The sequence below is a fragment of the Streptomyces rectiverticillatus genome (assembly GCF_013394065.1).
GTDB classification, from domain to species: Bacteria; Actinomycetota; Actinomycetes; order Streptomycetales; family Streptomycetaceae; genus Streptomyces; species Streptomyces rectiverticillatus.
Window position 1 is genome coordinate 4,723,097 of record NZ_CP040752.1, and the last position, 25,513, is coordinate 4,748,609.

20 protein-coding genes are annotated in these 25,513 nt (G+C 72.0%); 10 read left to right on the plus strand and 10 right to left on the minus strand.

Going from position 1 to position 25,513, the window contains the following annotated elements; genetic code table 11:
- Positions 1-32 precede the first annotated feature (32 nt).
- On the plus strand, positions 33-1,358 hold the full coding sequence (locus tag FGW37_RS20730; protein WP_179082422.1) for a hypothetical protein: 1,326 nt from the start codon (positions 33-35) through the stop codon (positions 1,356-1,358).
- Here FGW37_RS20730 and FGW37_RS20735 read toward each other — a convergent pair.
- The gene (locus tag FGW37_RS20735; protein ID WP_179082423.1) at positions 1,342-1,704 is read right to left on the minus strand and encodes a DUF192 domain-containing protein; all 363 of its coding nucleotides are present in this window, start codon (positions 1,702-1,704) and stop codon (positions 1,342-1,344) included. The genes FGW37_RS20730 and FGW37_RS20735 overlap by 17 nt on opposite strands.
- Positions 1,705-1,840: 136 nt before the next feature.
- On the opposite strand from FGW37_RS20735, the gene FGW37_RS20740 reads away from it, so the two are divergent.
- The 3 genes from FGW37_RS20740 (at position 1,841) to FGW37_RS20750 (ending at position 4,755) form a co-directional block, all read left to right on the plus strand.
- Positions 1,841-2,743, plus strand: coding sequence for a PDDEXK family nuclease (locus FGW37_RS20740; protein WP_246430477.1), 903 nt, complete (start codon positions 1,841-1,843; stop codon positions 2,741-2,743).
- Positions 2,744-2,793: 50 nt separating this feature from the next.
- Entirely contained in the window at positions 2,794-3,375 is a 582-nt protein-coding gene (locus FGW37_RS20745; RefSeq protein ID WP_179082424.1) for a TetR/AcrR family transcriptional regulator, read from the plus strand.
- 123 nt (positions 3,376-3,498) lie between these two features.
- Entirely contained in the window at positions 3,499-4,755 is a 1,257-nt protein-coding gene (locus tag FGW37_RS20750; protein ID WP_179082425.1) for an MFS transporter, read from the plus strand.
- A gap of 330 nt (positions 4,756-5,085) precedes the next feature.
- Here the strand turns inward: FGW37_RS20750 and mgrA are convergent, their stop codons facing one another.
- On the minus strand, positions 5,086-6,132 hold the full coding sequence (gene mgrA, locus FGW37_RS20755) for an L-glyceraldehyde 3-phosphate reductase (protein WP_179082426.1): 1,047 nt from the start codon (positions 6,130-6,132) through the stop codon (positions 5,086-5,088).
- Positions 6,133-6,242: 110 nt separating this feature from the next.
- On the opposite strand from mgrA, the gene FGW37_RS20760 reads away from it, so the two are divergent.
- From FGW37_RS20760 to FGW37_RS20775, 4 genes are all read left to right on the plus strand, one after another.
- The gene (locus tag FGW37_RS20760) at positions 6,243-7,004 is read left to right on the plus strand and encodes an isoprenyl transferase (RefSeq protein ID WP_058046023.1); all 762 of its coding nucleotides are present in this window, start codon (positions 6,243-6,245) and stop codon (positions 7,002-7,004) included.
- 391 nt (positions 7,005-7,395) lie between these two features.
- On the plus strand, positions 7,396-8,718 hold the full coding sequence (phoH2, locus tag FGW37_RS20765; protein WP_179082427.1) for an RNA 5'-3' helicase PhoH2: 1,323 nt from the start codon (positions 7,396-7,398) through the stop codon (positions 8,716-8,718).
- A 477-nt stretch (positions 8,719-9,195) separates the two neighbouring features.
- Positions 9,196-9,918, plus strand: coding sequence for an aggregation-promoting factor C-terminal-like domain-containing protein (locus FGW37_RS20770; RefSeq protein ID WP_425506562.1), 723 nt, complete (start codon positions 9,196-9,198; stop codon positions 9,916-9,918).
- A 149-nt stretch (positions 9,919-10,067) separates the two neighbouring features.
- A complete protein-coding gene (locus tag FGW37_RS20775; protein WP_179082429.1) occupies positions 10,068-11,522 on the plus strand; it encodes an AI-2E family transporter in 1,455 nt (484 codons plus the stop codon).
- Between the two features lie 64 nt (positions 11,523-11,586).
- Here the strand turns inward: FGW37_RS20775 and FGW37_RS20780 are convergent, their stop codons facing one another.
- Both FGW37_RS20780 and FGW37_RS20785 read right to left on the minus strand, forming a co-directional pair.
- Positions 11,587-12,126, minus strand: coding sequence for an alkyl hydroperoxide reductase (locus FGW37_RS20780; protein WP_179082430.1), 540 nt, complete (start codon positions 12,124-12,126; stop codon positions 11,587-11,589).
- Positions 12,127-12,137: 11 nt separating this feature from the next.
- Positions 12,138-12,692 (minus strand): peroxiredoxin, encoded by a 555-nt coding sequence (locus FGW37_RS20785; RefSeq protein ID WP_030367520.1) that lies wholly within the window; start codon positions 12,690-12,692, stop codon positions 12,138-12,140.
- A 138-nt stretch (positions 12,693-12,830) separates the two neighbouring features.
- Here FGW37_RS20785 and FGW37_RS20790 point away from each other — a divergent pair, with 138 nt between their 5' ends.
- A complete protein-coding gene (locus FGW37_RS20790) occupies positions 12,831-13,832 on the plus strand; it encodes a LysR substrate-binding domain-containing protein (protein ID WP_179082431.1) in 1,002 nt (333 codons plus the stop codon).
- Between the two features lie 64 nt (positions 13,833-13,896).
- Here FGW37_RS20790 and FGW37_RS20795 read toward each other — a convergent pair whose 3' ends face one another.
- The 3 genes from FGW37_RS20795 to FGW37_RS20805 are packed head-to-tail and all read right to left on the minus strand — an operon-like array spanning position 13,897 to position 17,569.
- Positions 13,897-16,359: an FtsX-like permease family protein gene (locus FGW37_RS20795; protein ID WP_246430478.1), complete on the minus strand. Its 2,463-nt coding sequence runs from the start codon at positions 16,357-16,359 to the stop codon at positions 13,897-13,899.
- Positions 16,356-17,048: an ABC transporter ATP-binding protein gene (locus FGW37_RS20800; protein ID WP_179082432.1), complete on the minus strand. Its 693-nt coding sequence runs from the start codon at positions 17,046-17,048 to the stop codon at positions 16,356-16,358. Before FGW37_RS20800 ends, FGW37_RS20795 begins: the two co-directional genes overlap by 4 nt.
- On the minus strand, positions 17,045-17,569 hold the full coding sequence (locus FGW37_RS20805) for a PadR family transcriptional regulator (RefSeq protein WP_179082433.1): 525 nt from the start codon (positions 17,567-17,569) through the stop codon (positions 17,045-17,047). The genes FGW37_RS20800 and FGW37_RS20805 overlap by 4 nt, the downstream gene beginning before the upstream one ends.
- 316 nt (positions 17,570-17,885) lie before the next feature.
- Between FGW37_RS20805 and FGW37_RS20810 the strand changes: the two genes are divergently transcribed.
- Positions 17,886-20,156: a transglycosylase domain-containing protein gene (locus FGW37_RS20810; protein ID WP_179082434.1), complete on the plus strand. Its 2,271-nt coding sequence runs from the start codon at positions 17,886-17,888 to the stop codon at positions 20,154-20,156.
- A gap of 103 nt (positions 20,157-20,259) precedes the next feature.
- Here FGW37_RS20810 and FGW37_RS20815 read toward each other — a convergent pair whose 3' ends face one another.
- The 3 genes from FGW37_RS20815 to FGW37_RS20825 all read right to left on the minus strand — a co-directional run bounded on the left by FGW37_RS20815 (position 20,260) and on the right by FGW37_RS20825 (position 25,373).
- The gene (locus tag FGW37_RS20815) at positions 20,260-21,723 is read right to left on the minus strand and encodes a catalase (protein WP_179082435.1); all 1,464 of its coding nucleotides are present in this window, start codon (positions 21,721-21,723) and stop codon (positions 20,260-20,262) included.
- Between the two features lie 187 nt (positions 21,724-21,910).
- Positions 21,911-24,109, minus strand: coding sequence for a SpoIIE family protein phosphatase (locus tag FGW37_RS20820; RefSeq protein ID WP_425506656.1), 2,199 nt, complete (start codon positions 24,107-24,109; stop codon positions 21,911-21,913).
- Positions 24,110-24,695: 586 nt separating this feature from the next.
- The gene (locus FGW37_RS20825) at positions 24,696-25,373 is read right to left on the minus strand and encodes a class I SAM-dependent DNA methyltransferase (protein ID WP_179082436.1); all 678 of its coding nucleotides are present in this window, start codon (positions 25,371-25,373) and stop codon (positions 24,696-24,698) included.
- Between the last annotated feature and the right edge of the window lie 140 nt (positions 25,374-25,513).

The window sequence follows — 25,513 nt, forward strand, 5'->3', positions numbered from 1 at the left end:
GGGCCGAATTCGCGATGCCGGGGAGGCGTGTGATGCGGTACCGGCGCAGGCACAGGACTGCCCTCGCGACCGCGGCGGCGCTCTGTGTGCTTCCGCTCGGGCAGGGAAGGCCGGCAGGAGCCGCGGAAGCCGGTAGTTGGTCGGCCTACAGGCCGGCGGCGAGCGCGAAGGGGGTCAGCGGCTCCGCGTCCGCCGCGCAAGGGCCGCTGCTGCGTCCGGGTACGTACACGGACACGATCGGCCCCGGCGAGAAGAAGTTCTACGCCGTGGACCTGGACGCGAGGTCGGACGCCTACGTCTCGGTGGTCGGGGCGCCCGCACCCGGCGCCGCCGTCAGCCCCGAGGACGGGATCCATGTGGCGCTGCGGCAGGAGGACGGGCGGGAATGCGGCTTCGGTGAGGCGAAGTTCCGCGACGCGGACAGCGGCCGGCCCCTGGCCGATTACGCGGTCCGCAGGCCCCGGCCGGATCCGGGCGGGTGCGGGTACGCAGGCCGGTACCACGTGGTCGTGGAGCGGACCGGGCCGACCGGGGACACCTATCCGACCGAGATCAAGTACATGACGGAACCGGGGCTGAAGGAAGGGACCCTGGCCGTCACGTCCGGGACCGGTAAGTCCGGTAAGTGGGGCCCGGCCCCGTCAACGGTCACGGGCAGGAGCCCGGGCCGGGTCGCCGGCGGCACCGGCTTCAACGACGCCCCGCCTGTGGCCAACGGCGTCTGGAAGGACGACCTGCTCCCCGGCCAGACCCGCTTCTACCGGATCCCCGTCTCCTGGGGCCAGCGGCTCTCCGTGGTCGCAGACGTTCCCAAGGCCTTCGCGCCCCCGGCCTTTCACGCCCCGGGCGGCGTACGGGTCGGGCTCAACAATCCGGCGCGAGGTTACGTGGGGGAGTCCGTCGAGGACTACCGGGGCATGCCGAAGTCGGTGTCGCTGAGCACCGCTCCGGTCGCCTACGAGAACCGCCTTCGCGGGCGGTCGGACGCGGCGAACGCGATGCGCGTCGCCGGCTGGTACTACCTGCAGGTGGGGTTGCACCCGAAGGTCGGCGAAGTCGTGAGCCACCCGGTGCCGGTCACCTTGCGCATCGCGGTCGACGGGATGCCCGGGGCCGCACCCGCCTACGACGGCGACGCCGTGGCAGCGGGCTTCGGCGTCACCGCGGACCCCGAAGCCGTGGCCGACGACGGCAGCACGGAACGGGCCACCCTGCGCGCCATCGGTTATGCGGGCGTTTCCACCGGGAGCGCCCTGCTGTGCTGGCTCGGCGGGTGGTGGCTGGCCGCACGGCAGCCGGTCCGCCGGTCCCCGGCCCGGTTCCGCGTCCGGACCGGCAGCCTCATGCCTCGACGGTGACCCGCCCCCCGGCCCGCAGCCCCCACCGCTCCATCGCGCCCGCCTCCGCCTCCAGCACGTGCCGGGAGCGCAGGCGTGGGGCGCCGAGGCGGCCGGGTTTCATCGTGCGGACCGCCAGGACCCGCAAGTGGCGGTCCAGGTAGGCGACGTCGATGGCGAACCGCATGCGGAAGGTGTGGACGCTGCCGGCGGGCGTCAGCAGGAGGGCGCCGTCGATGCCGTCCCGGCCTAGGAGTCCGCGGGTGCGCGCCCGGTACGAGGCGGCGATCTCCAGGAGGATCGGTCCCGTGGCGGCCGCGCTGTCGGCGATGCGCAGTGTCGCCCGGCCGTCCTGCCAGCGGCCCATGTGCTGTCCTTCCGTCGGCTCCGTGTTCGAGGGTTGTATCACTCCGCCGGTCGCGGTGTCCGCTCCGCGTCGTCCACAGAGGCCGCCGTTGTCCACAGGGGTCGCCGGACGGGCGGAGATGCGCTGTCCTTGACGGGTGAAGGCAGATCACCCGTGCCTGCGCGAACTGGCCGTCGCGCAAGGCGGATTCGTGCTGACCGCCCAGGCCGTGGCCGCCGGGCTGTCCCGTGGCGGAGCGGCCCGGTCGCTGCGCCGCGCGGGCTGGACGCGGCTGCACGCCGGGGCCTGGGCGGAGCCCGGCCGGAAGGCCGATCTGAGGCTGCGGTTACGGGCTTTGCAGCTGAACCGCCCGGATCTGGTCGTGAGCCACAGCTCGGCCGCCGCCACGCACGGCGTTGTGCTCATACGGCCGTGCAGGCCCGAGTTCACCTCCCGCGTGGGGCGCAGGCGCGCGGTGGACGCCGTCGTCCACCGCCTCCCGCTGGCGGAGGCCGAGGTGACGGTGGTCTGCGGTGTCCGGGTCACCACGGCCGTACGGACCCTGTCCGATCTGCTGCGGGCGCTGCCCGCCGACGAGGCCGTCATCGCCGCGGACTCCGCCCTCGCCCACGGCCTGGTGGGCCGTGACGACGTCGCGCGGGCCCTCGAAGCGGCGCCGCGCCGCCCGCGCACCCGGGCGGCGCGGCAGGCGCTGGCGCTCACCGACCCGGCCAGCGGGTCCCCGGCCGAGTCCCAGGCCCGCCTGGAGATGGGCCGGGCGGGGCTGCACCCGGAGTCGCAGGCCGAGGTCACCACGGCGCGCGGGCGTACGGTCCGGCTGGACTTCCTCTTCCGGGCGGCAGGGCTCGGCATCGAGATCGAGGGGTTCGCCTGGCACGGCACGCGGGCAGCCCACCAGAACGACACCATGCGCTTCAACGACCTCGCCGGCTGCCCGGAGGTCCGCCGTGTCCTCCGCTTCACGCGGGATGACGTCTTCCACCGGCCCCGGCTCATGATCCGCACCATCCGGCGGGCCCTCGACGGCCTCCGCTCCTGAGCGGCCGAAGGTATTGGAATGGCTGATCCAAAACTGCTACGGTTCCCGTCATGGCCCGACCGAGGAAGTTCGACGAGGAGCGGGCGGTCGACGCCGCGTTGGAGGCGTTCTGGACCGCCGGGTACGAGGCGACCTCGACCCAGGATCTGTGCGATGCCACCGGCCTGGGCCGCAGCAGCATCTACAACACCTTCAAGAGCAAGCACGACCTCTTCCGGCGGGCCCTGCTCCGTTATATGGAGCGCAAGAACGGGAACATCGACGCGGTGCTGGAGAGCGCGATGCCCGCGCGGGAGAAGATCCGGGCGCTCCTCGGCGTCATCGTCGAGGAGGAGCAGCTCCATGCGGAGGACCGCCGCGGCTGCCTGGTCGTCAACACCTGTATCGAGCTGGGGTCCAGGGACCCCGAGGTGGCCGGTGTGCTGGAGCGGGACTACCGGCGGCGGTTCGAGGCGCTGAAGGCCGCCATCGAGGCCGGGCAGCGGGACGGTGACATCGACCGGGCCAAGGACGCCGGCGCCCTCGCGCACTTCGTGATCGCGGCCATCGGCGGCATGCGCGTCTCCGCCCGGGCCGGTGTCGGGCGGCAGGCGCTTGAAGGGATCATGCGGACCACGATCGACGCCCTTTGACGGGGCGCGTCTTCTCTCTTTCCTTTTCTCTCTTTTCTTCGCATGCCTTTTCTTCGCATGCCTTGATTTTGTACTGAGCAATCCAAAACGCCCGCCCCACCAAGAACCAAGGAGCACCCCACCATGCCCCGCGCCGTGTACCTGCTAGCCCTGGGCATCTTCGCGATGGTGACCAGCGAATTCGTCGTCGCCGGACTGATGCCTCAGATGGCCGACGGGCTGGGAGTCACCGTTCCGCAGATCGGCTACCTCATCACCGCCTTCGCGGTCGCCATGGCCGCCGGCGGCCCGTTCCTGACCGTCGCCGTGATGCGGCTGCGGCCGAGGACCGCCCTGCTGACGCTGTTCGCCGTCTTCCTCGCCGGCAACGTCCTGGCCGCCACCGCCACCACGTACGGCGCGATGATGGCCGCGCGGATCGTCACGGGCGTCGCCTCGCAGGCCTTCTTCGGCGTCTCGCTGTCCCTGTGCGCCCAGCTGACCCGTCCGGAGGTGCGCGGCCGCGCCATCGCCGTGGCCATGAACGGCCTGATGCTCGGCACCCTGCTGGGCCTGCCGCTGTCCACCCTCGTCGGCGAGCACTTCGGGTGGCGCGCCGCCTTCTGGGCCATCTCCGCCCTTGCTCTGTTCGCCGCGCTCTGCACCGCCCTCGGCATCCCCGATGCGGACCGCCCCGCCGAGAGCGGCGACATCCGCCGGGAGCTGGCCGTCTTCAAGCGCCGCAAGCTCTGGCTCGCGCTGCTGACCAGCACCTTCGTCATCGGGGCGACGTTCTCGGCCTTCAGCTACGTCAACCCCGTCCTCACCGAGGTCACCGGCTTCTCCGCCGGTTCCGTCCCCCTGCTGCTCATCGCCTACGGCGCCGCCACCGTCGTCGGCAACTGGGTCGTCGGGCGCCTCGCGGACCGGTACCCCGTCCGTGTCCTGCTGTGCGGCCTCGTCCTCAACGCGGTCTTCCTCGCCGGCTTCGCTCTGACCGCGCACCTGCCCGTCCCGACGGTGGCCTTCCTGCTGGGCGTCGGCTTCGTCGGCGTCACCATGAACCCGGCGATGGTCACCCGCGTCCAGCGCGCAGGCAACGCCGGCCCGCTGGTCAACTCCATCCACTCCTCGTTCATCACCCTCGGGATCATCATCGGCTCGTCGGTCGGCGGGCTGGCCATCGACGCCTACGGCCTGCGCTCCCCGCTGTGGCTCGGCGCCGCCATGGCCGTCGTCGGGGTCCTCACCCTCGTTCCCGATCTCACCCGGCGGGGCCTCCCCCGGCGGGCGGAGACTGCGGAGGCCGCCGGGGGAGGCCCCGCCGCCGGTCCCGCCGCCCACTCCGCCGAACGGCCCATCGACGCGCCCGGGCCCGTCGCGGCGTCAAGTCGGCCGTGATTTTTCCGGACGTTATCGAAGTGTTCCCAAGCGCCGACCGGAGCTGTCCGCCGAATGGCTGGTTCTACGCTGTAGGCCCAGTGCTGACAGGCCCCTCGGGCCTCCGGACGCACCGGCCGCGACTACGCGTTCAAGATCAAAAAGGTCACCCAGTGTCAGCATCCCGCGCGCCGTCACCCCTGTCGGTGCAACGAGCACGGCCTCAGACCGGTTAAGGTGGAAACCCCCCCTCGGGCCGGTCCGTATCCCCCCCACGGACCGGCCCGTTTTCTTTCCCCCTCGTCACCCACGGTGACGATGTGTGCATGTCGGGGCCGGCCCGCCCCCGGGTCAGCTGCGCCGGGCCCAGATGTTGACGCCCTCGGTGCTTACCGCGAGGGAATCGATCTCCGCCAGTTCCTCATCGGTCAGCTTCGGCGCCCCCAGCGCGGCCACATTGGCCTCCAGCTGGCCGACGCTCGACGCGCCGATCAGCGCCGAGGTCATCCGCGGATCGCGCAGCACCCAGCTGAGCGCCAGCTGGGCGAGCGACTGCCCGCGCCGCCCGGCGATCGCGTTCAGGCCGCGCAGCCGGCCCACCACGTCCTCGGTCAGCAGCCCCGGGTCCAGCGACTTGCCCTGCGATGCGCGCGAGCCCTCCGGGACGCCGTGCAGGTACTTGTCGGTGAGCAGGCCCTGCGCGAGCGGCGCGAACGCGATGCAGCCCATGCCCTCCGCCTCCAGGGTGTCGAGCAGGCCGTCGTCCTCCGTCCACCGGTTGATCATCGAGTAGGAAGGCTGGTGGATCAGCGCGGGCACGCCCATCGCGCGCAGCAGCCGGGCCGCCTCGGCGGTCTGCTCGGCGCTGTAGGAGGACACGCCCGCGTAGAGCGCCTTGCCCTGCTGCACGGCGGACGCGAGCGCGCCCATCGTCTCCTCCAGCGGGGTTTCCGGGTCGAACCGGTGCGAATAGAAGATGTCGACATAGTCGACACCCGTCCGGCGCAGCGACGCGTCCAGCGAGGACAGCAGGTATTTCCGCGAGCCCCACTCGCCGTACGGGCCGGGGTGCATGAGATACCCGGCCTTCGTCGAGATCAGGATCTCGTCGCGGTACGGCCGGAAGTCCTGTGCGAAGATCTTGCCGAAGTTCAGCTCGGCGGAGCCGGGCGGCGGGCCGTAGTTGTTGGCCAGGTCGAAGTGCGTGACACCCAGGTCGAAGGCACGGCGCAGAATGGCGCGCTGCGACTCCAGGCTGCGGTCGTCACCGAAGTTGTGCCACAGTCCGAGGGAGATGGCGGGCAGCTTCAGCCCGCTGCGGCCCGTTCGCCGGTACTCCATCGCGTCGTAGCGGGAATCGGCCGCACGGTAGTGAGCGGAATGTGTGGAATCGGTCATGCGCATCTGACTATCACGGACTTGTGACAGACCGAGTTGGGTTCCCGTGACACGCGGGCAGTAATGTGGCGCCCTCGGGGCGACCGCCGTGGCTTGGAGGGGCTGGAAACGTGAAGTTGCGCGACCTGGTGTACAGGCTCTACGCACGCCGGGTGGAAGGCCGCCTCGACCATGCGCAGGTGCCCAAGCACATCGGCGTCATCCTCGACGGCAACCGCCGCTGGGCGCGGGCCGACGGCCGCACGACCGAGCAGGGCCACCAGGCGGGCGCGGACAAGATCTCCGAGCTGCTCGGCTGGTGCGCCGAGACGGACGTCGAGGTCGTCACCCTCTGGATGCTCTCCACCGACAATCTCGACCGCCCGGCCGTGGAGCTCAACCCGCTGCTCGGCATCATCGAGAACACGGTGCGCGGCCTCGCCGCGGACGGCCGCTGGCGCGTGCACCACGTCGGCACGATGGACCTGCTGCCCGCCCGGACGCAGTCGGTGCTCAAGGAGGCCGAGCAGGACACGCTCGGGACCAGCGGAATACTGGTCAACGTGGCCGTCGGCTACGGCGGCCGGCAGGAGATCGCGGACGCGGTGCGCTCGCTGGTCCTCGAAGCTGCGGAGAACGGCACGTCCTTCGAGGAACTGGCCGAGACGGTCGACGTCGAGCACATCACCAAGCACCTCTATACGCGCGGCCAGCCCGATCCGGACCTCATCATCCGCACCAGCGGTGAACAGCGGCTCTCCGGCTTCATGCTCTGGCAGAGCGCGCACTCGGAGTATTACTTCTGCGAAGTCTTCTGGCCGGCTTTCCGGAAGGTCGACTTCCTGCGCGCATTGCGGGATTACGCGGCGCGCCACCGCCGGTACGGTTCCTGAGGCGTTTGCGGCGGGAAGGGATCCGGCTGGGGGTGTGGGGGTTATCCCCCACAGGGCGCTGCGCGGCGCGCCACCGCAGGTACGGCTCCTGACGGACCGGTGGCTCACCACGCCACCGCATATGCCGTTGCATGGTCAAGCGGTCCAGCGGGAATATCCCCTGCAGGCCGACGGTCTGTCCTAAGACCGTCGCTCTGCCAGCGGGCGGCATGGGGCCGCCCGCCCGGGAGGCCCTTTGCACACGGACGACGACCGTGCGGACCGAGCGGCCCTGTCAGGTCGCGCGGCCGCCCGCGGAGGGCCGCAGCCGGGCCCTCGAAGGGCTCCGATCCCGGCCCATTCCCCGGCGACGCCGTCGCGCCCCGACCTCCCCGAGGGGGTTCGTCCACCCGTGGTGACCAGCAAGAAGCGCCGTGAGAACGACCGGCGCACCTACGTCCTCGACACCAGCGTCCTGCTGGCCGACCCAGGCGCCATGTCCCGCTTCGAGGAGCACGAGGTCGTGCTGCCCGTGGTGGTGGTCACGGAGTTGGAGGCCAAGAGGCACCACCCCGAGCTCGGTTACTTCGCGCGGCAGGCGCTGCGTCTGCTGGACGCGTACCGGGTGCAATTCGGCCGACTGGATTCCCCGATTCCGATCGGTGATCTGGGCGGGACGCTCAGGGTCGAGCTCAACCACTCGGATACGGGCATACTGCCCGCCGGTTTCCGCCTCGGCGACAACGACTCGCGCATCCTCGCGGTCGCCCGCAACCTCCAGGCCGAGGGGTACGACGTCACGGTCGTCTCCAAGGACCTGCCGCTGCGGATCAAGGCGTCGGCGGTCGGCCTGCTCGCCGAGGAGTACCGGGCGGAGCTCGCGATCACCGACTCCGGGTGGACCGGGATGGCGGAGCTCACCGTCACCGCCGAGCACGTGGACGAGCTCTTCGCCGCCGAGGTCGTCCACATCCCGGAGGCCGCGGAACTGCCCGTGCACACCGGTCTGGTGCTGCAGTCCGAGCGCGGCAAGGCGCTCGGCCGGGTCGGGGCCGACGGCTCGGTGCGGCTGGTGCGCGGCGACCGCGAGGCGTTCGGCATCCACGGCCGCAGCGCCGAGCAGCGCGTCGCGCTCGACCTGCTGCTCGACCCCGAGATCGGGATCGTGTCGATGGGCGGCCGGGCCGGCACGGGCAAGTCCGCGCTGGCGCTGTGCGCGGGGCTGGAGGCCGTCCTGGAGCGGCGGCAGCACCGCAAGGTGATGGTCTTCCGGCCGCTGTACGCGGTCGGCGGGCAGGAGTTGGGGTATCTGCCGGGCAGCGAGGCGGAGAAGATGAGCCCCTGGGCCCAGGCCGTCTTCGACACCCTCTCGGCGGTGACGAGTTCCGAGGTGATCGAGGAGGTCACCGAGCGCGGCATGCTGGAGGTGCTGCCGCTCACCCACATCCGCGGCCGGTCGCTGCACGACGCCTTCGTGATCGTGGACGAGGCGCAGTCGCTGGAGCGGAACGTGCTGCTGACCGTCCTCTCCCGTATCGGCGCCAATTCGCGCGTCGTGCTCACGCACGACGTGGCCCAGCGCGACAACCTCCGTGTGGGGCGGTATGACGGCGTGGTCGCCGTGGTCGAGAAGCTGAAGGGGCATCCGCTTTTCTCACACGTCACGCTCACGCGTTCGGAGCGTTCGCCGATTGCGGCGCTGGTGACCGAAATGCTGGAGGAAGGCCGGATCTGATGCGGCTCGCCGGATAGGGCTCGTCCGCTACGGAGAGGAGACGGCTTGCCCATCCGGCCCTTCCCCGAAGGCCGTTGCCCGAAGGCCCTTCCCGGAAGGCCGTTGCCCGGCGGCGCGCGGCAAAGCCAAGGAGCTTAGCCGCGCGCCGCTGTTGCGCGTCGGGCTTTCCGGAAAAGCCCAGGCATAAACGAGGTGTGACCTTTCCCACGTAACCCGGAATTGCCTCCGGGCAACCAGGTCGGGCAGAGTCTGGGTCCTGTCAGGCCCCGCATACGGCACTTCGTCCCCTCCTCGGGGCGGTGCAGAGCAGATCCAGAACTGAACAGCGTCGCCGTATGCCGCCCGAGCGTCACGCGGACCTCCCTCGCGGGAGGCCCCACGGGCCCGTGCCTTCTGTGACCGATTACGGAGGCCAGCGCCAGGGGCACGATCGCGCTCGCGAGGTCACCCATGCGGGCGATGCTGGAAGGAAAACGTGTGAGCCGGATTTCGGTCCGGGGATTCGCCGTGGCATCCGCCACCGCGGTCACCACCGTCGGCGCCGTCGTGGGTGTCGCTGCAGGCCATGACCAGGGTACGAACGACCGGGTCGAGGCGACCGCAGCGGACACGACGCTCCTCGCGGACATCCCCGCAGGACAGAACGTCCGGGCACAGGCCGCTTCCCTGACCCAGCAGGCGGACACGCAGTCCGAGGCGGCCGAGAGCGCGGCCAAGAAGGACGCCGAGGAGGCCGCGCGCAAGCAGGCCGCCGAGGACGCCACCGCGAAGAAGGAAGCCGCGGACGAGGCCGCCAAGAAGAAGGAGGCCGAGGAGAAGGCCAAGGAGCGCGAGAAGGAGGAGAAGGAAGAGGTCAGCAGTCGCTCCGCGACGCGCGACGCCTCGGCCTTCCCCGCCAAGAGCTCCTACTCCGTCGCCGAGGTCAAGGCGATGGCCCGCTCCATGGTCCCCGGCGACCAGTTCCAGTGCTTCAGCAACATCGTGAACAACGAGAGCACCTGGGACTACACGGCGGAGAACCCCTCCTCCGGTGCCTACGGCCTGGTGCAGTCGCTTCCCGGCTCCAAGATGTCCTCCGCCGGCGCCGACTGGCGGACCAACCCCGCCACCCAGATCAAGTGGGGCCTCGGCTATATGAACGAGCGCTACGGCAGCCCCTGCGGTGCCTGGTCGTTCTGGCAGGCCAACCAGTGGTACTAGGGCGCACCGGCCGCGCCTAGCGCCGGTCACTTCCCCGCCCTCGCAAGCCCCCGGCCCTCACCAGGCCGGGGGCTTGGCTGTCTTCCCGCGTCACTCGTCGGGGGTAACGTTCACCCTGGCCACGGGGGAGTGGGGGTAGAGGAAGAGAAATGTCCAGATTGCCACGATGGGTTGGCGGCGTGGGAGCGGGTCTGACCCGTCTCGCCCGGCGACTCGAGGAGCGCACGGCCGAGGTGGAGGGCGCGGCACCGGCCGCCGACACCACCGGTGCCGTCGGCGCGCCCGAGTCCGGCCGTGCCGCCGACCCCGCACGCGCCTCCTTGCCGATGGATTCCGGCGCCGCCGGTGACTCCGCGGGCCCGGGCCCCGCGGGCGACCCCGCGCCCGCCGCAGGCGACCCCGTGCCCGAGCACGTACCGCCACCCCCCGGGTACGCGCCCGCGGTCGCCGCGCGCCCCGACCCCGTGGACGCCGTGCCCTGGGGGGTGCGGGTCGCGGCCGAGGTCGGCTGGCGGCTGCTGATCCTGGCGGGCACCCTCTGGGTGCTGATGCGCGTGATCAGCTCGGTCCGCCTGGTGGTGCTGTCCTTCGTCGCCGGCCTGCTGATCACCGCGCTGCTGCAGCCCACCGTCGCCTGGCTCAAGCGCCGTGGCGTGCCGCGGGGGCTCGCCACGGCCATGACCTTCATCTCCGGCTTCGTCGTCATGGGCCTGGTCGGCTGGTTCGTGGTGTGGCAGGTGACGGACAACCTCGACGACCTGTCAGGACAGGTGCAGCAGGGCATCAAGGACCTGAAGCACTGGCTGCTCACCAGCCCGTTCCACGTCACCGAGAACCAGATCAACAACATCGCCGACAACCTCAGCACGGCCATCGGCGCCAACACCAAGGACATCACCACCGCCGGCATCGAGGGCGTCCAGGTGATCCTGGAGGTGCTGACCGGCATCCTGCTGGCGATGTTCAGCACGCTCTTCCTGCTCTACGACGGGCCGCGGATCTGGGAGTGGCTGCTGAAGCTGTTCCCGGCGGCGGCGCGCGAGGGCGTGGCGGGCGCGGGCCCGCGCGCGTGGGCGACGCTGACCGCCTATGTGCGGGGCACGGTGATAGTGGCCCTGATCGATGCGATCTTCATCGGCATAGGGCTGTTCTTCCTCAAGGTGCCGCTGGCGGTGCCGCTGGCCGTCTTCATCTTCCTGTTCGCCTTCATCCCGCTGGTCGGTGCCGTGGTCTCCGGCGCGCTCGCGGTGGTCGTGGCGCTGGTGACGAAGGACGTCTTCACGGCCCTGATGGTGCTGACCGTGGTGCTCGCGGTGCAGCAGATCGAGGGTCACGTGCTGCAGCCGTTCATCCTCGGCCGCGCCGTGCGCGTCCACCCGCTCGCGGTGGTCCTGTCGGTGGCCGCGGGCTCCCTGGTCGCCGGCATCGGCGGCGCGGTGGTCGCGGTTCCGCTGGCCGCGGTGACCAATACGGTCGTCGGCTATCTGCGCGCCTACGCCAAGGACAAGGCCCTGGCCGCGGCGCCACCGGAGGAACCTGTTCCCGGCGGGCCCGTTCCGGACGGCCCCCGCCCGGGCGGGGCTCCCTCGGGACCACCCGGCTGAGCACATACGTGTGGGCCCCGGCCGTAACGGCCGGGGCCCACACGTATGTGAGGAGGAGAGCAGATCAGGCGTTGTCCGCCAGGACCTTCTCGGCGTCCAGGGTGGCGCCGACGGCCTGGAGGACCGCGGCGATCTTGAACGCTTCCTGGATCGTCTCGCGCGAGACGTCCGCCTTGCGGAGGACCTGCTCGTGCGAGTCGAGGCACAGGCCGCAGCCGTTGATGGCCGAGACGGCCAGCGACCACAGCTCGAAGTCGACCTTCTCCACGCCCGGGTTGCCGATGACGTTCATCCGCAGGCCCGCACGCAGGTTGCCGTACTCCGGGTCCGACAGCAGGTGCCGGGTGCGGTAGTAGACGTTGTTCATCGCCATGACGGCGGCGGCGGCCTTGGCGGCCGTGTACGCCTCCGGCGACAGGTTCGCCTTGGCCTCCGGCTCCAGCTCGCGCAGCACGATCGGCGAGCGGGTCGCGATCGCGCAGGAGAGGACGGTGCCCCACAGCTGCTGCTGCGGGAGGACGGAGTTGCCGATGACCGAGCCGAGGTTCAGCTTCAGGTCCTTGGCGTAGTCCGGTATGGCGGACTTCAGCTCATCGAGCGCCATGGGAGATCAGCTCACTCGCCCGCGAGGAGCTTGACCGCGTCGAGGGTCTCCTCGCCCTTGGACCAGTTGCAGGGGCACAGCTCGTCCGTCTGCAGGGCGTCGAGGACCCGCAGGACCTCCTTGGGGTTACGGCCGACGGAGCCGGCGGTCACCATGACGAACTGGATCTCGTTGTTCGGGTCCACGATGAAGACGGCGCGCTGGGCGTAGCCGTCCTCGCCCTCGACGCCGCAGGCCTGCATCAGCTCGTGCTTGGCGTCGGCCAGCATCGGGAAGGGCAGGTCGCGGAGGTCCTTGTGGTCCTTGCGCCAGGCGTGGTGGACGAACTCGGAGTCGCCGGAGACGCCGAGGATCTGGGCGTCACGGTCGGCGAACTCGTCGTTCAGCTGGCCGAACGCGGCGATCTCGGTCGGGCAGACGAAGGTGAAGTCCTTGGGCCAGAAGAAGACGACCTTCCACTTGCCCTCGTGGGTCTTGTTGTCGATCTGCGCGAAAGCCTTGTCCGCGTCGAGGTCCACACAAGCGGTCAGGTCGAACTCAGGGAACTTGTCACCGACAGTGAGCACGCGCTCTCCTTGCAGCGAGCGGGAAGCTCCCGTGACAGGAGTTTCCCTCGGGGTTGGACATGAGCAACCCTGCCACAGGAGCCATTGATAACGGAAATAGCTAGACTGGGAGATGTTGATCGGAGGTGCTTATCAGTCATGTCGTCTGCACCGCACGCACCACAGACGCCGGCCGTGCCGGCCGTGTCGTCCATAGCCCCGGGGGCGCGCCCCCGCCAGCCCAGCCTCGCCCAGCTGCGGGCCTTCGTCGCCGTCGCGGAGCACCTGCACTTCCGTGACGCCGCCACCGCCCTCGGAATGAGCCAGCCCGCGCTCTCGGGCGCCGTCTCCGCGCTGGAGGACATCCTCGACGTCCAGCTCCTCGAGCGTACGACGAGAAAGGTGCTGCTCAGTCCCGCGGGGGAGCGGCTCGCCGCCCGGGCCCGCACGGTCCTCGACGCCGTCGCCGCCCTGATGGAGGAGGCCGACGCGGCCCGCGCGCCCTTCACCGGCGTCCTGCGCCTCGGGGTGATCCCGACCGTCGCGCCCTACCTCCTGCCCACGGTCCTGCGCCTGGTCCACGACGCCTACCCCGACCTCGACCTGCAGGTCCACGAGGAGCAGACGTCCTCGCTGCTCGACGGCCTCACCCAGGGCCGGCTGGACCTGCTGCTGCTCGCCGTGCCGCTCGGCGCGCCCGGCGTCAGCGAAATCCCCCTCTTCGACGAGGACTTCGTCCTGGTCACCCCGCGCGACCACTGGCTGGCCGAGCGCGGCGACATCCCGCGGGAGGCCCTGCGCGAGCTGGAGCTGCTCCTCCTCGACGAGGGCCACTGCCTGCGCGACCAGGCACTGGACATCTGCCGCGAGGCCGGCCGGACGACCGGCGCCGCGGTGACCACCAGCGCGGCCGGCCTGTCCACGCTCGTCCAGCTGGTCGGCGGCGGCATGGGCGTCACCCTGCTGCCGCGCACGGCCCTGCGCGTCGAGACCGAGCGCAACGAACAGCTCGCCACCGGGCACTTCGCCGACCCGGTTCCCTCGCGCAGGATCGCCCTGGCGATGCGCACCGGGGCGGCGCGGCAGGGGGAGTTCGAGCAGTTCGCGGCATCCCTGCGGACCGCGATGCGGAAGCTGCCCGTACGGATCGTCAACGGGTGACCGGGGGCGGATGGCCGCCCCGTACGTCCGGCCATCCGCCCGGGCCCCCGGGCGCCCGCGCCCGTCACTCCGTCCGCATGCTCTCCGGCCGTGTCAGGCGCCACAGGGTGGGCAGCGCCAGCAGCGTCACCGCGGCGATGACGGCTGCGCCGGCGCCGACCAGCGGGACGAAGACGAACCAGTCCCGTACCCGCTCGTCGACCAGCGCCAGCATCAGCCGCCCCAGCCCGAGGCCGCCCGCCGTCGCCAGCACCAGGCCCACGGCGACGGGGACCGCCGTCTGCCACAGCACCGACCAGGCGAGCGTCGAGCGGTTCGTCCCGCAGGCGACGAGCACGGACAGGGCCCGCCTCCGCCCGCGCAGCTGCTCCACCGTGGCGACGAGGAGACTCAGCCCGACGAGGACGAGGACACCGGCCCCACCGGTCGTCAGTCCCGCCTCGACGGCCGCGAAGTGGTCCTCCTTCACGACGCCGCCCATGCGCCACACCCGCATGCCGGGGTCGATGGCGGCGGCGGTGTTGCGGAACCGTTCGACGGCGTCGTCGCGGTCGCCGGGGTCGACCCGCGCCAGCACGGTGGTGCGGGCGTCCGGGATCGCCCGGGCGTCGATGGCCGACGGCGTGGCCAGGATGCCGAACGTGTCCGATCCGGCGGGCGCGGTCCGGGTCTCCACGACGCGCGCGGTACGCGGCACCGTCCACCGGTAGACCGGCGTGCCCTTGGCCCTCGCCTCCTCGAAACCGTCCATCTCCAGTACGGTGCCGGGCGGGAACCGCCGGGCCGTGTCGACGTCGCCGTCCTTCTCCTGCGCCACGAACACGTCTCCGTCGCGGCAGGAGTCCAGCTTCGCCATGCGGCTCAGGGTGGTGCAGTCGGCTACGTGCACCGTGGTGACGCCCCGCTCCGGGCCCGAGCCGCTGGTGGCGTACTGCTCCACGAAGGCCACGGCGTCGCGGACGCCCGGCGTGGCCCGGAACGCCTCGGTGTACGCACGGAGTTCGTCCGGCGTCCCCGGGCGGTAGGCGGCCTGCACCTGGGAGTGGCTCGCGACCGTCCCCGGGGGCCCCTCGTAGTCGCCCCGCATGCCGGAGGCCATCATCTGGACGGCGACGGCCCCGGCCACCGCCACGGTGATGCCGGCGACCGCCCGCGCGGCCGGACCGCTGTCCGCCTGCAGCCGCCGTGTGGCCAGCTGCCAGGCCGGAGGCCCGCCCCGCAGCCGGGCCACGCACACCTCGACCAGCCACGGCAGGATCACGGCGACCCCGGTGAGCAGCAGCGCGGCACCGGCGGCCGCCAGGACCGGCTGCCCGGAGCCGGCGAAGGCGGAGCCGAAGACCAGGGCGCCGCGCGTCTCCAGCACGCCGGGCGCCAGCAGGGCCAGGCCCGCGGCCGGGACGAGCAGCCGCCACCACAGCCGCCGGCGCCGGACCGGGGCGTCGCGGACGACCCCCAGCGGTTCGGCCGCGACGCCGCGCAGTGCGAACAGCGTCACGGCGACGGCCAGGGCGGGTACGGCGACGGCGATCAGCGCGGCCAGGACCGGGGCGGGGGTGACGTCCGCGGGGAAGACACCGACCTCGCGGATCACGACGTGCGGGGCGAAGCCGCGGACGAAGAGGAAGATCCCCGCCCCGGCCAGCAGGCCGAGCAGGGCGCCGCACAGCGCCTCACCGGCAGCGATCCGCCGGGTGGAGGCGATGCCGGCGCCGACGAGCCGCAGCGCCGCGAGCCGGCGCTCGCGCCCCTCGCCGCCGAAGCGGACGGCCGTGCCGATGAGGACCGCGACCGGGAGCAGCAGCACGACGCACACCATGGCCGCCAGGACGACGATGCGCGGGTCCACGGGTTCGTCCTGGTCGCTGCCGAAGGCGTCGATACGGACGACGCCGCCGCCCTGCGCGATCCGGTCGCTGCCCAGGTAATAGAAGAGCTCGTCGGGGCCGATGAGCCCCGCGTCGCCGATCGTGCCCACGGTCCGGTGGCGGAACCGCTCGCGCAGCAGCTTCCCCTCGTCGGAGGCGAGGAGCCGGCCGAGGGCGGGGGAGACGACCATCTCGCCGGGGCCGGGGAGCGCGGTGACGCCGGGCGGCACCGGCGCCCCGGGGCCCTCGGGGCGCAGGATCGCGCCGTCGACCAGCCGGTCGCGGAAGTCCGTGGAGGCCCGCTGGTAGAGGAGCGTTCCCGTGCCCTTGCGCGGCTGGTCGTCCGGCGGGATGTCCGCCCCCGCCGGGAAGACGCTGCGGGCCGTGGTGCGCTGGTCGCGTTCGTCCAGCAGCTGAGGCACGGACGCGGCGATCGCCAGGACGGCCACGCCGAGGCCGACGGCCAGTGCGGTGAGGGCGGCGCGCAGCAGGCCCTCGCGGCCGCCGGTGACGGTGAAGCGCGCGCCCATGAGCAGGTCGCGGAGCCAGGCGGCGGGGCCGGACGGCCCGGCGGGCCGGTCCGCGGGGCCGTGGCCGGGGCGCGCGGCCCCGCTCTCGGGCACGCCCTCGGGCCCGCTCTCGTCGTCGCGTGCGGTCATGACAGCCTCGCCCCCGCCATGTCGCGCGCCCGTCCGTCGCGCACGACGACCTCGCGGTCGGAGTACGCGGCGACGCGCGCCTCGTGGGTGACCAGGACGACGGCGGCCCGGGTGTCACGGGCGGCCTCGGTCAGCAGTTCCATCACGCGCTCTCCGTTGAGGGAGTCCAGGGCGCCGGTCGGCTCGTCCGCGAAGATCACGCGCGGGGTCGTGACCAGCGCCCGGGCGACGGCGACGCGCTGGCCCTGGCCGCCGGAGACCTCGCCGGGCCGCTTGCCGCGCGCGTCGGCGACCTCCAGCCGCTCCATCCACCGCATGGCCTGCTGCTCGGCCTCCTTGCGCCGGAGCCCGCCCAGCCGCAGCGGCAGTGCCACGTTCTCCACGCACGTCAGCTCCGGGACCAGCTGCCCGAACTGGAACACGAAGCCGAACTCGCCGCGCCGCAGGGCGCTGCGCTCGGCGTCGGAGAGCTCCGAAAGCTTGCGCGCGCCGTAGCGGACGGTGCCCGTGTCCGGGCGGATGATTCCGGCCAGGCAGTGCAGCAGAGTCGACTTGCCGGAGCCCGAGGGGCCCATGACGGCGACGACCTCGCCCGGGTGGACGGAGAAGTCCGCGCCGTCCAGTGCGGTCGTGGGCCCGTACGCCTTGCGCAGTCCGGTCGCGGCGAGCAGGGAGCCCGACGGCGTCATGAGCGCACCGCCCCGGCGAGCTGGTCGAGCCGGGCAGCGGTCATTTCCAGCCAGCGCAGGTCGGCCTCCAGATGGAAGAGGGCGTGGTCGCAGATCAGCTGGTCGGCGAGGTCGCCGCCGGTCTTGCGCCGGGTGAGCTCGCGCATCAGCCGCAGGTGCTCGGCGCGCTGGGCGTCCAGCAGGTCGGCGGCGTCCCGGCCGGTCAGCAGGGCCACGACGACCTTGGTGTAGAGGACGGACTGGAGGTAGGGCTCGGGCTTCTCGGGCCGGGCGAGCCAGTGCGCCACGTCCGTGACGCCGGCGTCGGTGATCGCGTAGCGCTTGCGCTCGGGGCCGTCGCCTTGCTCGACCCCGTCGACCTCCACCAGGCCGTTCTTCAGCAGCCGCGACATGGTCGCGTAGACCTGGCCGTAGTGGAGCGGGCGGTCGTGGCCGAAGCGGGCGTCGAAGGCGCGCTTGAGGTCGTAGCCGTGGCGCGGGCCGGACTCCAGGAGCGCGAGCAGGGTGTGTCCGATTGACATGTCCGGACTGTACATCGTGTGTATACACATGACGTATAGCTGGCTGAAAATCGCCTACGGCTGACCGGTCAATGGCCCCTGCCATCAGTGGCCGCCGACCCCGACGGCCCCTCGTGCGCCCGCTGTTCGGGCTGCCGAATCGGATCCGGAACCGGAGCCCTGTACGGTTTCCCGCACTGCGCCGCGCCCGGTTCCCGCCAGCCGGGGTGCTGTATGTCACGTGCCCCAAAGCCTTGATCAATGGGCGTTTGGTGACAGTTGCGGTGTTAGCTTCATGAGCTGGGTTGGGGGCGGAAAGACTGGAGCTACGGGAGAGATGGGCCGAGCGGAAGCGCGACGGGCGCAGAAGAGCACCCGCACAGCAAAGGGCAAGAAGCCCAAGAAGGCCGGGAAGTCCGGCATACGCCGCTTCTTCACCTGGAAGAAGCTGCTCGCCTACTTCGTGGTGCTCGTCGCTCTCGGGGCGGGAGCCTGCGTGGCGCTCTACCTCTATGTGGACGTCCCCAAGGGCAACAGCCAGGCCAAGCTGCAGAGCAATGTCTTCAAGGACGCCGACGGCAAGACCATCGCGCGCAGCGGTGACGTCAACCGCCAGGAAGTGTCCCTGGACAAGATCCCGATCGACGTGCAGCACGCCGTCGTCGCCGCCGAGAACAAGAACTTCTACACGGATCCCGGCGTCGACGTCTTCGGCACCGCCCGGGGCGTCCTCAACACCGTGATGGGCCGCGGCAAGCAGGGCGGCTCCACCATCACCCAGCAGTACGTCAAGAACTACTACCTGGACCAGCGCCAGACCGTCACCCGCAAGGTGAAGGAACTGGTCATCTCCCTCAAGGTGCAGAAGGAGAAGTCCAAGGACGAGATCCTCGCGGGCTACCTGAACACCAGCTTCTACGGCCGCGGCGCCTACGGCATCCAGGCCGCCTCCCGCGCGTACTACAACAAGGACGTCGACAAGCTCAGCCTCGAGGAAGGCGCCTACCTCGCCGCGCTGCTCCAGGCCCCCAGCCAGTACGACTGGACGGTGGCCACCCCCGCGGGCAAGGAGAACGCCAAGGCCCGCTGGAACTACGTCCTGGACAAGATGGTCGAGCAGAAGTGGCTCGACAAGGACAAGCGCGCCACGATGCAGTTCAAGGAGCCCGGAAAGCCGCCGGCCGCCAAGGGCCTGACCGGCCAGAACGGCTACCTGGTGGAGGCCGCCAAGGCCGAGATGCGCAAGAAGCTGGCCAAGGACGGCCGTCCCGAGAGCGACCTCGACGCCGGCGGCTGGACGATCACCCTCAGCGTCGACAACAAGAAGCAGAGGGCCCTGGAGAAGGCCGTCCAGGACAAGCTCCTCGACGACCTCGACCCCAAGGCCCGCGCGGTCGACAAGAACGTCCAGGTCGGCGCCGCCTCCGTCGACCCGAAGACCGGCAAGGTCGTCGCCCTCTACGGCGGCACCGACGCCCTCCAGCACTGGACGAACAACGCCACCCGCGAGGACTACCAGGTCGCCTCGACCTTCAAGCCGCTGATCTTCGCCTCGGCGCTGGAGAACAAGTCCACCACCCAGGACAAGGTGCGCATCAACGCCGGCACCCTCTACGACTCCACCACCGAGCGCCCGGTCACCGGCACGAGCGAGCACTTCGCCCCGGAGAACGAGGACGGCTACTCGCACGGCATGATCCCCGTGCAGAAGGCCATGAACGATTCGGTCAACTCCGTCTTCGCGCAGATGGCCATCGACGTCGGCCTCGACGAGGTCAAGAAGACCGCCGTCGACATGGGCATGAACGGCAAGGTCCGCGACTTCGTCGCCCAGCCCGCCATGTCGCTGGGCTCCATGGGCAACAGCCCGCTGCACATGGCCGGCGTCTACGCGACCCTCGCCCACCACGGCAAGAAGGTCACGCCCTCGATCATCAAGTCGGCCTCCCAGAACGGCAAGGAGCTGTCGCTCGACAACCCGATCGGCGGCGACGCCATCTCGCGGAACACCGCCGACGGCGTCACCACCGTCCTCAAGGGCGTGGTCGACGACGGTACGGCCTCCGCCGTGCAGAGCGTCGGCCGCCCGGTCGCGGGCAAGACCGGCACCTCCGACGACAACAAGTCCGCCTGGTTCACCGGCTACACCCCCGACCTGGTCACCGCCGTCGGCCTCTTCGGCGAGGGCGAGGGCGGCAAGCAGGTCACCCTCAAGGGCACCGGCGGCAACGGCCGCGTCAACGGTGGTACGTACCCGGCCCGCATCTGGGCCGCTTACACCGCCAACGCGCTCCAGGGCTCGGACACCGAGGAGTTCGACCTCGAGACGAACATGAGCACGACGGTTCCGGTCATCCCCGGCCCGCCCGCCTCGTCCAGCCCCTCGGCGCCCGCCTCGCACAGCCCGTCGCCGTCGCCCTCGCGGCCCTCGCAGTCGCCGTCGGCCTCGTCCTCGCGGACCCCCTCCCGCGGCCCGTCCTCGCAGCCGCCGTCCTCGCGGCCGCCGGTCCCGCCGGTCTCGCCGAGCGGCAAGCCGTCGAGCCCGCCGCCCAGCGGCAGCACCGGCGGGCTCCAGCCCAACGGAAACCGCGAACCGATCCGCGACTGACCCCCGGTCAGCTCTCCGCCCCGGCCGCTCACCCTCTGTGCAGGGTGAGCGGCCGGGGTTTTTCGGTACCCCGGCTCCGGCCGTGCCCCCTGGGGGAGACCGCTCAGCCGCCGTTGACCTTGGTGGCGATGCGGTCGCCGACCTCCTTGTCGATGTTGCGCCAGTACTGCAGGGCCCGCTCCCGGACCGCCTTGCTCACGCCGTTGCTCACGTGACCGGCGACGTTGGAGACGAGACGGTCACGGGCGGCGTCGTCGAGGACCTGACGGACCATCGTGCCCGCCTGGCCCCAGTCGTCGTCCTCGCGGTGGAGCTTGTACGCCTCGCGGACCATCTCGCCCGCCGCATGCCAGCCGGCGACGTCCCCGAAGCGCCCGGTGTCGGCGGCCGGGCCGCCGTAGGAGTTGGGCGCGTAGGGGCGGGCCGTGCGGCTGGGCTCGTAGCGCATGGGGCCGTCCTTGGCGTAGGAGCGGACACCCGAGCGGGGGTGGTTGGGCGGCAGCTGGGCGTAGTTGGGGCCGATGCGGTAGCGGTGGGTGTCCGGGTAGGAGAAGAGCCGCCCCAGCAGCATCTTGTCGGGCGACGGGCCGATGCCCGGCACCAGGTTCGACGGCTCGAAGGCGGCCTGCTCGATGTGGACGAAGAAGTCGTCGGGGTTGCGGTCGAGCGTCATCCGGCCGACCTCGATCAGCGGATAGTCGCCGTGGGGCCACACCTTGGTGAGGTCGAAGGGGTTGAAGCGGTAGCCCGGGGCGTCGTCGAACGGCATGACCTGGACGTACATCGTCCAGGACGGGGCGTCGCCGCTCTTGATGGCGTCGAAGAGGTCGCGCCGGTGGAAGTCGGTGTCCTCGCTCGCCATGCGGTCGGCTTCCGCCTGGGTGAAGAACTCGATGCCCTGGTCCGTCTTGATGTGGTACTTGATCCAGAACTTCTCGCCACCCCGGTTGACCCACATGTAGGTGTGCGAGCCGTAGCCGTTCATGTGGCGCCAGGTGCGCGGGACCCCGCGGTCGCCCATCAGCCACGTGACCATGTGGGCGGACTCGGGCGAGAGGGTCCAGAAGTCCCACTGCATGTCGTTGTCGCGCAGGCCGTTGTCGGTGCGGCGCTTCTGGGAGCGGATGAAGTCCTGGAACTTGATCGGGTCACGGACGAAGAAGACCGGGGTGTTGTTGCCGACGAGGTCGTAGTTGCCGTGGTCCGTGTAGAACTTCAGGGCGAAGCCGCGCGGGTCGCGCCAGGTGTCGGGGCTGCCCTGCTCGCCCGCCACCGTGGAGAAGCGGGCCAGCATCTGCGTGCTGCGACCGGGCTGGAAGAGATCCGCCTTGGTGTACCGGCTCACGTCGCCGGTCACGCGGAAGGTGCCGTACGCGCCGCCGCCCTTGGCGTGGACCACCCGCTCGGGGACCCGCTCCCGGTTGAACTGGGCCATCTTCTCGATCAGATAGTGATCCTGGAGGAGGATGGGGCCGGAGTCGCCGATGGTGAGCGAGTGTTCGTCGCTCTCGACGGGGATTCCGGCGTTGTCCGTGGTGTACGGGGTCTGCTGCGCCGAGTCGGTCATGGGACACCTCCCGGTACGGGGACGGTGAGGGCGCGCGGCAGTGCCCGCCCTCCAACTCGCCAGTGAACTCCGCCGACGCGGTGTCGGCAACGGGCGTCTGGACACTGTCCAGAATTTCACCGCGTACGGGTGTCTTCGTGTTCGAGACCGGCCGGAGCGGGTACGAGAGGGCGCCGCCCGGCGCGGCTCACCGGGCGCGGGCCGGCAGCGCCAGCTCGAACCACACCACCTTCCCCGTGCTCAGCCGGGTCGCGCCCCACCGCCTGGCCAGCCGGTTGACCAGATACAGCCCGCGGCCGCCCTCGTCCGAGGGCCGGGCCTGGCGCAGCCGCGGCAGCTGCGGCACGTCGTCTCCCACCTCGCAGCGCAGCACGTCCGTGCGCAGCAGGCGCAGCGTGATCGGCCGCTCCGCGTACCGCACGGCATTGGTGATCACCTCGCTGACCAGCAGCTCCACGGAGTCCGTGAGCTCCTCCAGGCCCCAGCGGGTCAGGGCGCGGCGGGCCAGCCGGCGCGCCTGACGGGCCGTCTGCGGGCGCGGGTCGAGGAACCAGTAGGCCACGTCGCTGGGCGCGATGCCCTCGAAGCGGGCGGCGAGCAGGGCGATGTCGTCGTCCCGGTCGCCCGGGCCGAGCATGCCGAGCACCTCGTCGCACAGGGGCTCCAGCGGCGGCGGGTTCGGGCCGGTCAGCCGGGCGGTCTCGATCAGCCGCTCGCGCAGCTGCTCTATGCCCGTCCAGACGTCCCTGATCCGCGACTCCACCAGGCCGTCCGTGTACAGCAGCAGCGTCGCTCCGGCGGGCGCGTCCAGCTCCACCGCCTCGAAGTCGACCCCGCCCACGCCGATCGGCGCGCCCGGCGGGACGCGCAGGACCTCCGCGCGGCCGCCGCGGTGCAGCAGTATCGGCGGCGGGTGGCCCGCGTTGGCGATCACGATGCGGTGCGCGACCGGGTCGTACACCGCGTACATGCACGTGGCCATACGGTCCGAACCGAGGCGCTGGGCCTGCTCGTCCAGGTGGTGCAGCACCTCGGCCGGGGGCAGGTCCAGGCCCGCCAGGGTCTGCGCGGTCGTGCGCAGCTGGCCCATGATCGCGGCCGAGGTCATGGAGTGGCCCATGACGTCGCCGACGACCAGGGCCACCCGGTTGCCCGGCAGCGGGATCGCGTCGTACCAGTCGCCGCCCACGCGGGCGGTCTCGGCGGCCGGCAGGTAGCGGCTGGCGAGCCGGACGCCGGTCGGCTGGGGGAGGGAGTCGGGCAGCATCGTGCGCTGCAGCTCGTCCGCGATGTAGACCTCGCGGCCGTAGAGCACGGCCTTGTCCACGCCGAGGGCGGTGTGCGTCGCCAGCTGCGCGGCCACCAGCAGGTCGTCGTTCTCGAACGCGGCCCGGTCCGGGCGGCGGATGAACACCGCGGCGCCGATCACCCGGCGCCGCCCCCGCAGCGGCGCCAGGATCGTCCGGTGCCGGTCCGGGACCGGACGGTCGTCGCCCAGCAGCTCGGGAAGGGCCGCCCGCGCGGCGGAGGAGTCCCCGAAGACCGGTCTGACACCCCGCAGCACCTCCGCGAGCGGCCCCCCTATGCGCACTTCGCAGCGCTCGGAGGCGCAGCCGGCCAGGTCGGGGACGGGCTCGGCGACGACGCGCTCGGCCAGGGGGTCCGCCGCGTCCGGCTCGCCCACGCCGCGTACGTGCTCGGGCAGCTGGTCGGTGCGGCGCAGCCGCAGCACGACGGGGCCCACGGGCCGCTCGTCGCCGACCGGCAGCGGGTCGCGCAGGTAGACCAGGATCGCGTCGGCGAACGTCGGCACGGTGGCCCGGCACAGGCCGAGCACGATCTCGTCCAGGTCGATGCCCCGGGCGATCCGCCGCGTGGCGGCCCCCACGAACCGCAGGCGCTCGCCGCCGGTGGGGATGCCGGCCGCGCCCGCGTCCGGGCCGCTCGCGCCGGCCGGCGAGCCGGTGGACTCCGGGCCGGCGGACTCCGGGCCGGCCGGGGCCGGATGGCTTCCGGGCCCGGCTTCCAGGTGGCCGGTGGTGTCCGCGGGCGCCGCGGGCGCAGCGGCCTGCGCGCCGGTGCCGTCCCCGGGCACGGCCGGGCCCGGGTGACCGGCGGTCCCGGCGCCCGTGCGGTCCGCGGGTGGGTCGGCGCCTTCCGTACGCGGGGCGCCTGCGGTGGGCTTCCGGGCATCGTTGTCAGCGGCCGCAGCGGGATCCCGCTCGGCCGTGGCTGCGGGCGGCGCGGTGGAGGCCGCGTCGCGGGTGCGGGCACGGGATCCGCCCCTGCCGGAGCCCGCAGCCGGGGCCCCGCCGTCCGGGGACGGGCGGTCCCCGCCGTCCGGGGATCCGGCGGTCCGGGAGGCGGGGTCCTCGGACCCGGCCACTCGGGACCGTGCCGTCCGGGACCTCGTGGCCCGGGGCCCGTCCGCCGGGGACCCGGTGGTCCGGGAGGCGGCCGTCCGGGACCGGGCGGTCCCGGTCTGTGCGGCCTCGGGCCCGGCGGGCCGGGAGCCGGCAGCCGGAGACCCGGTGGCCCGGGACCGTGCGGCCCGGGGCTCCGTGGGGGCGGGCGAAGGCGCCGGGCCCGCGGCCGCCGGCGTGCCCTGGGCCGGGAGGCCCTCCGGCTCCGGGTGGGAGCTCCCGCGCGTCCGCGCGCGGGAAGGGGCGTCCGCCGCCGGGCGCGTCCCCGCGTGCGAGTCGTCGCGTCGCTGGGGCGGCACGCCCTGCGGGGCCGGTCCGTCCGCGGCGCCGGGCAGGGCGGTGCCCCGGTCGTCCGGACCGCCCGCGCCCTCCGGCCCGGGGGCCGGTCGCGGGCGCCCCGGTTCCGGGTCCGGGGCAGAGGCAGCGGCGGGCGCGGCGGCCTGCCGCACCGCGGCGATCCGCTGGCTTCCGTGGGAGTCGGTGTGCTCCGTCACGCGTGGGGTTCCATCCGTCGGGGCCGTGCGCCCGCTCGCGCGGGTGCACCGTGGGTCAGGCGCGTCGCAGATTGAGGAAGAGCTGGATCTCGGGTGGTACGTCCGTACTCGCCGGGGCGTACGCCAGCGAGTTCTCCCCGGCGACTTCGAAACCCGCTTCGCGCACGACCTGGCGCAGTTCGTCCCGCAGGTATCCGGATACCCGGATCGTGTTGCCCAGGAACGGGATCGCGTAGTCGTCCACGTCGGCCTCGACCATCGACAGGGCGAGCAACCCCCCGGGTCTCAGCAGCCCGTGGAGCATCCGCAGGGCGTGCGGGATCTCCGTGCGGGGCAGCATCAGCAGCGAGAAGAACGCGGTGACGCCGTCGAAGGCGCCGAGCCGGCCGTCCCGCAGGTCCGCCAGGTCCGCCAGGTGGAAGTCGGCCTTGGGGACGTTCTCCCGGGCCAGCTCCAGCATGCCGGCGGAGAGGTCGACGCCCACGACGCGGTGGCCCGCGTCGGCCAGCTGCAGGGCGGTGGGCAGGCCGGTGCCGCAGCCGACGTCGAGGATGCGGGAGCCGGGCGGCAGGGCGGCCGCGAGCCAGGCGCCCGCGCCGAGCTGGCCCTCCTTGTGCGGGAAGGCCTCGTCGTAGCGGTGGCCTATCGCGTCGAATGCCTCGGCCTGACCGCTGCGGTCCAGCCCCGAACGGGCATAGCCGTCGTAGTCCCGCTGGTCCTGGTCACCGCTCACGGCGCCCGCCCTCTCTGTGACCGTATTTCCGTGAACAAGCGTCACATGCCGTGCTCTGCTCGTGCCGTGCTGCTGTGCAGTATCGCGGAGGCCGATCCTACGATTGCCCGGAGGGCCGACGCCAAGCGGTTGCCGGTTCT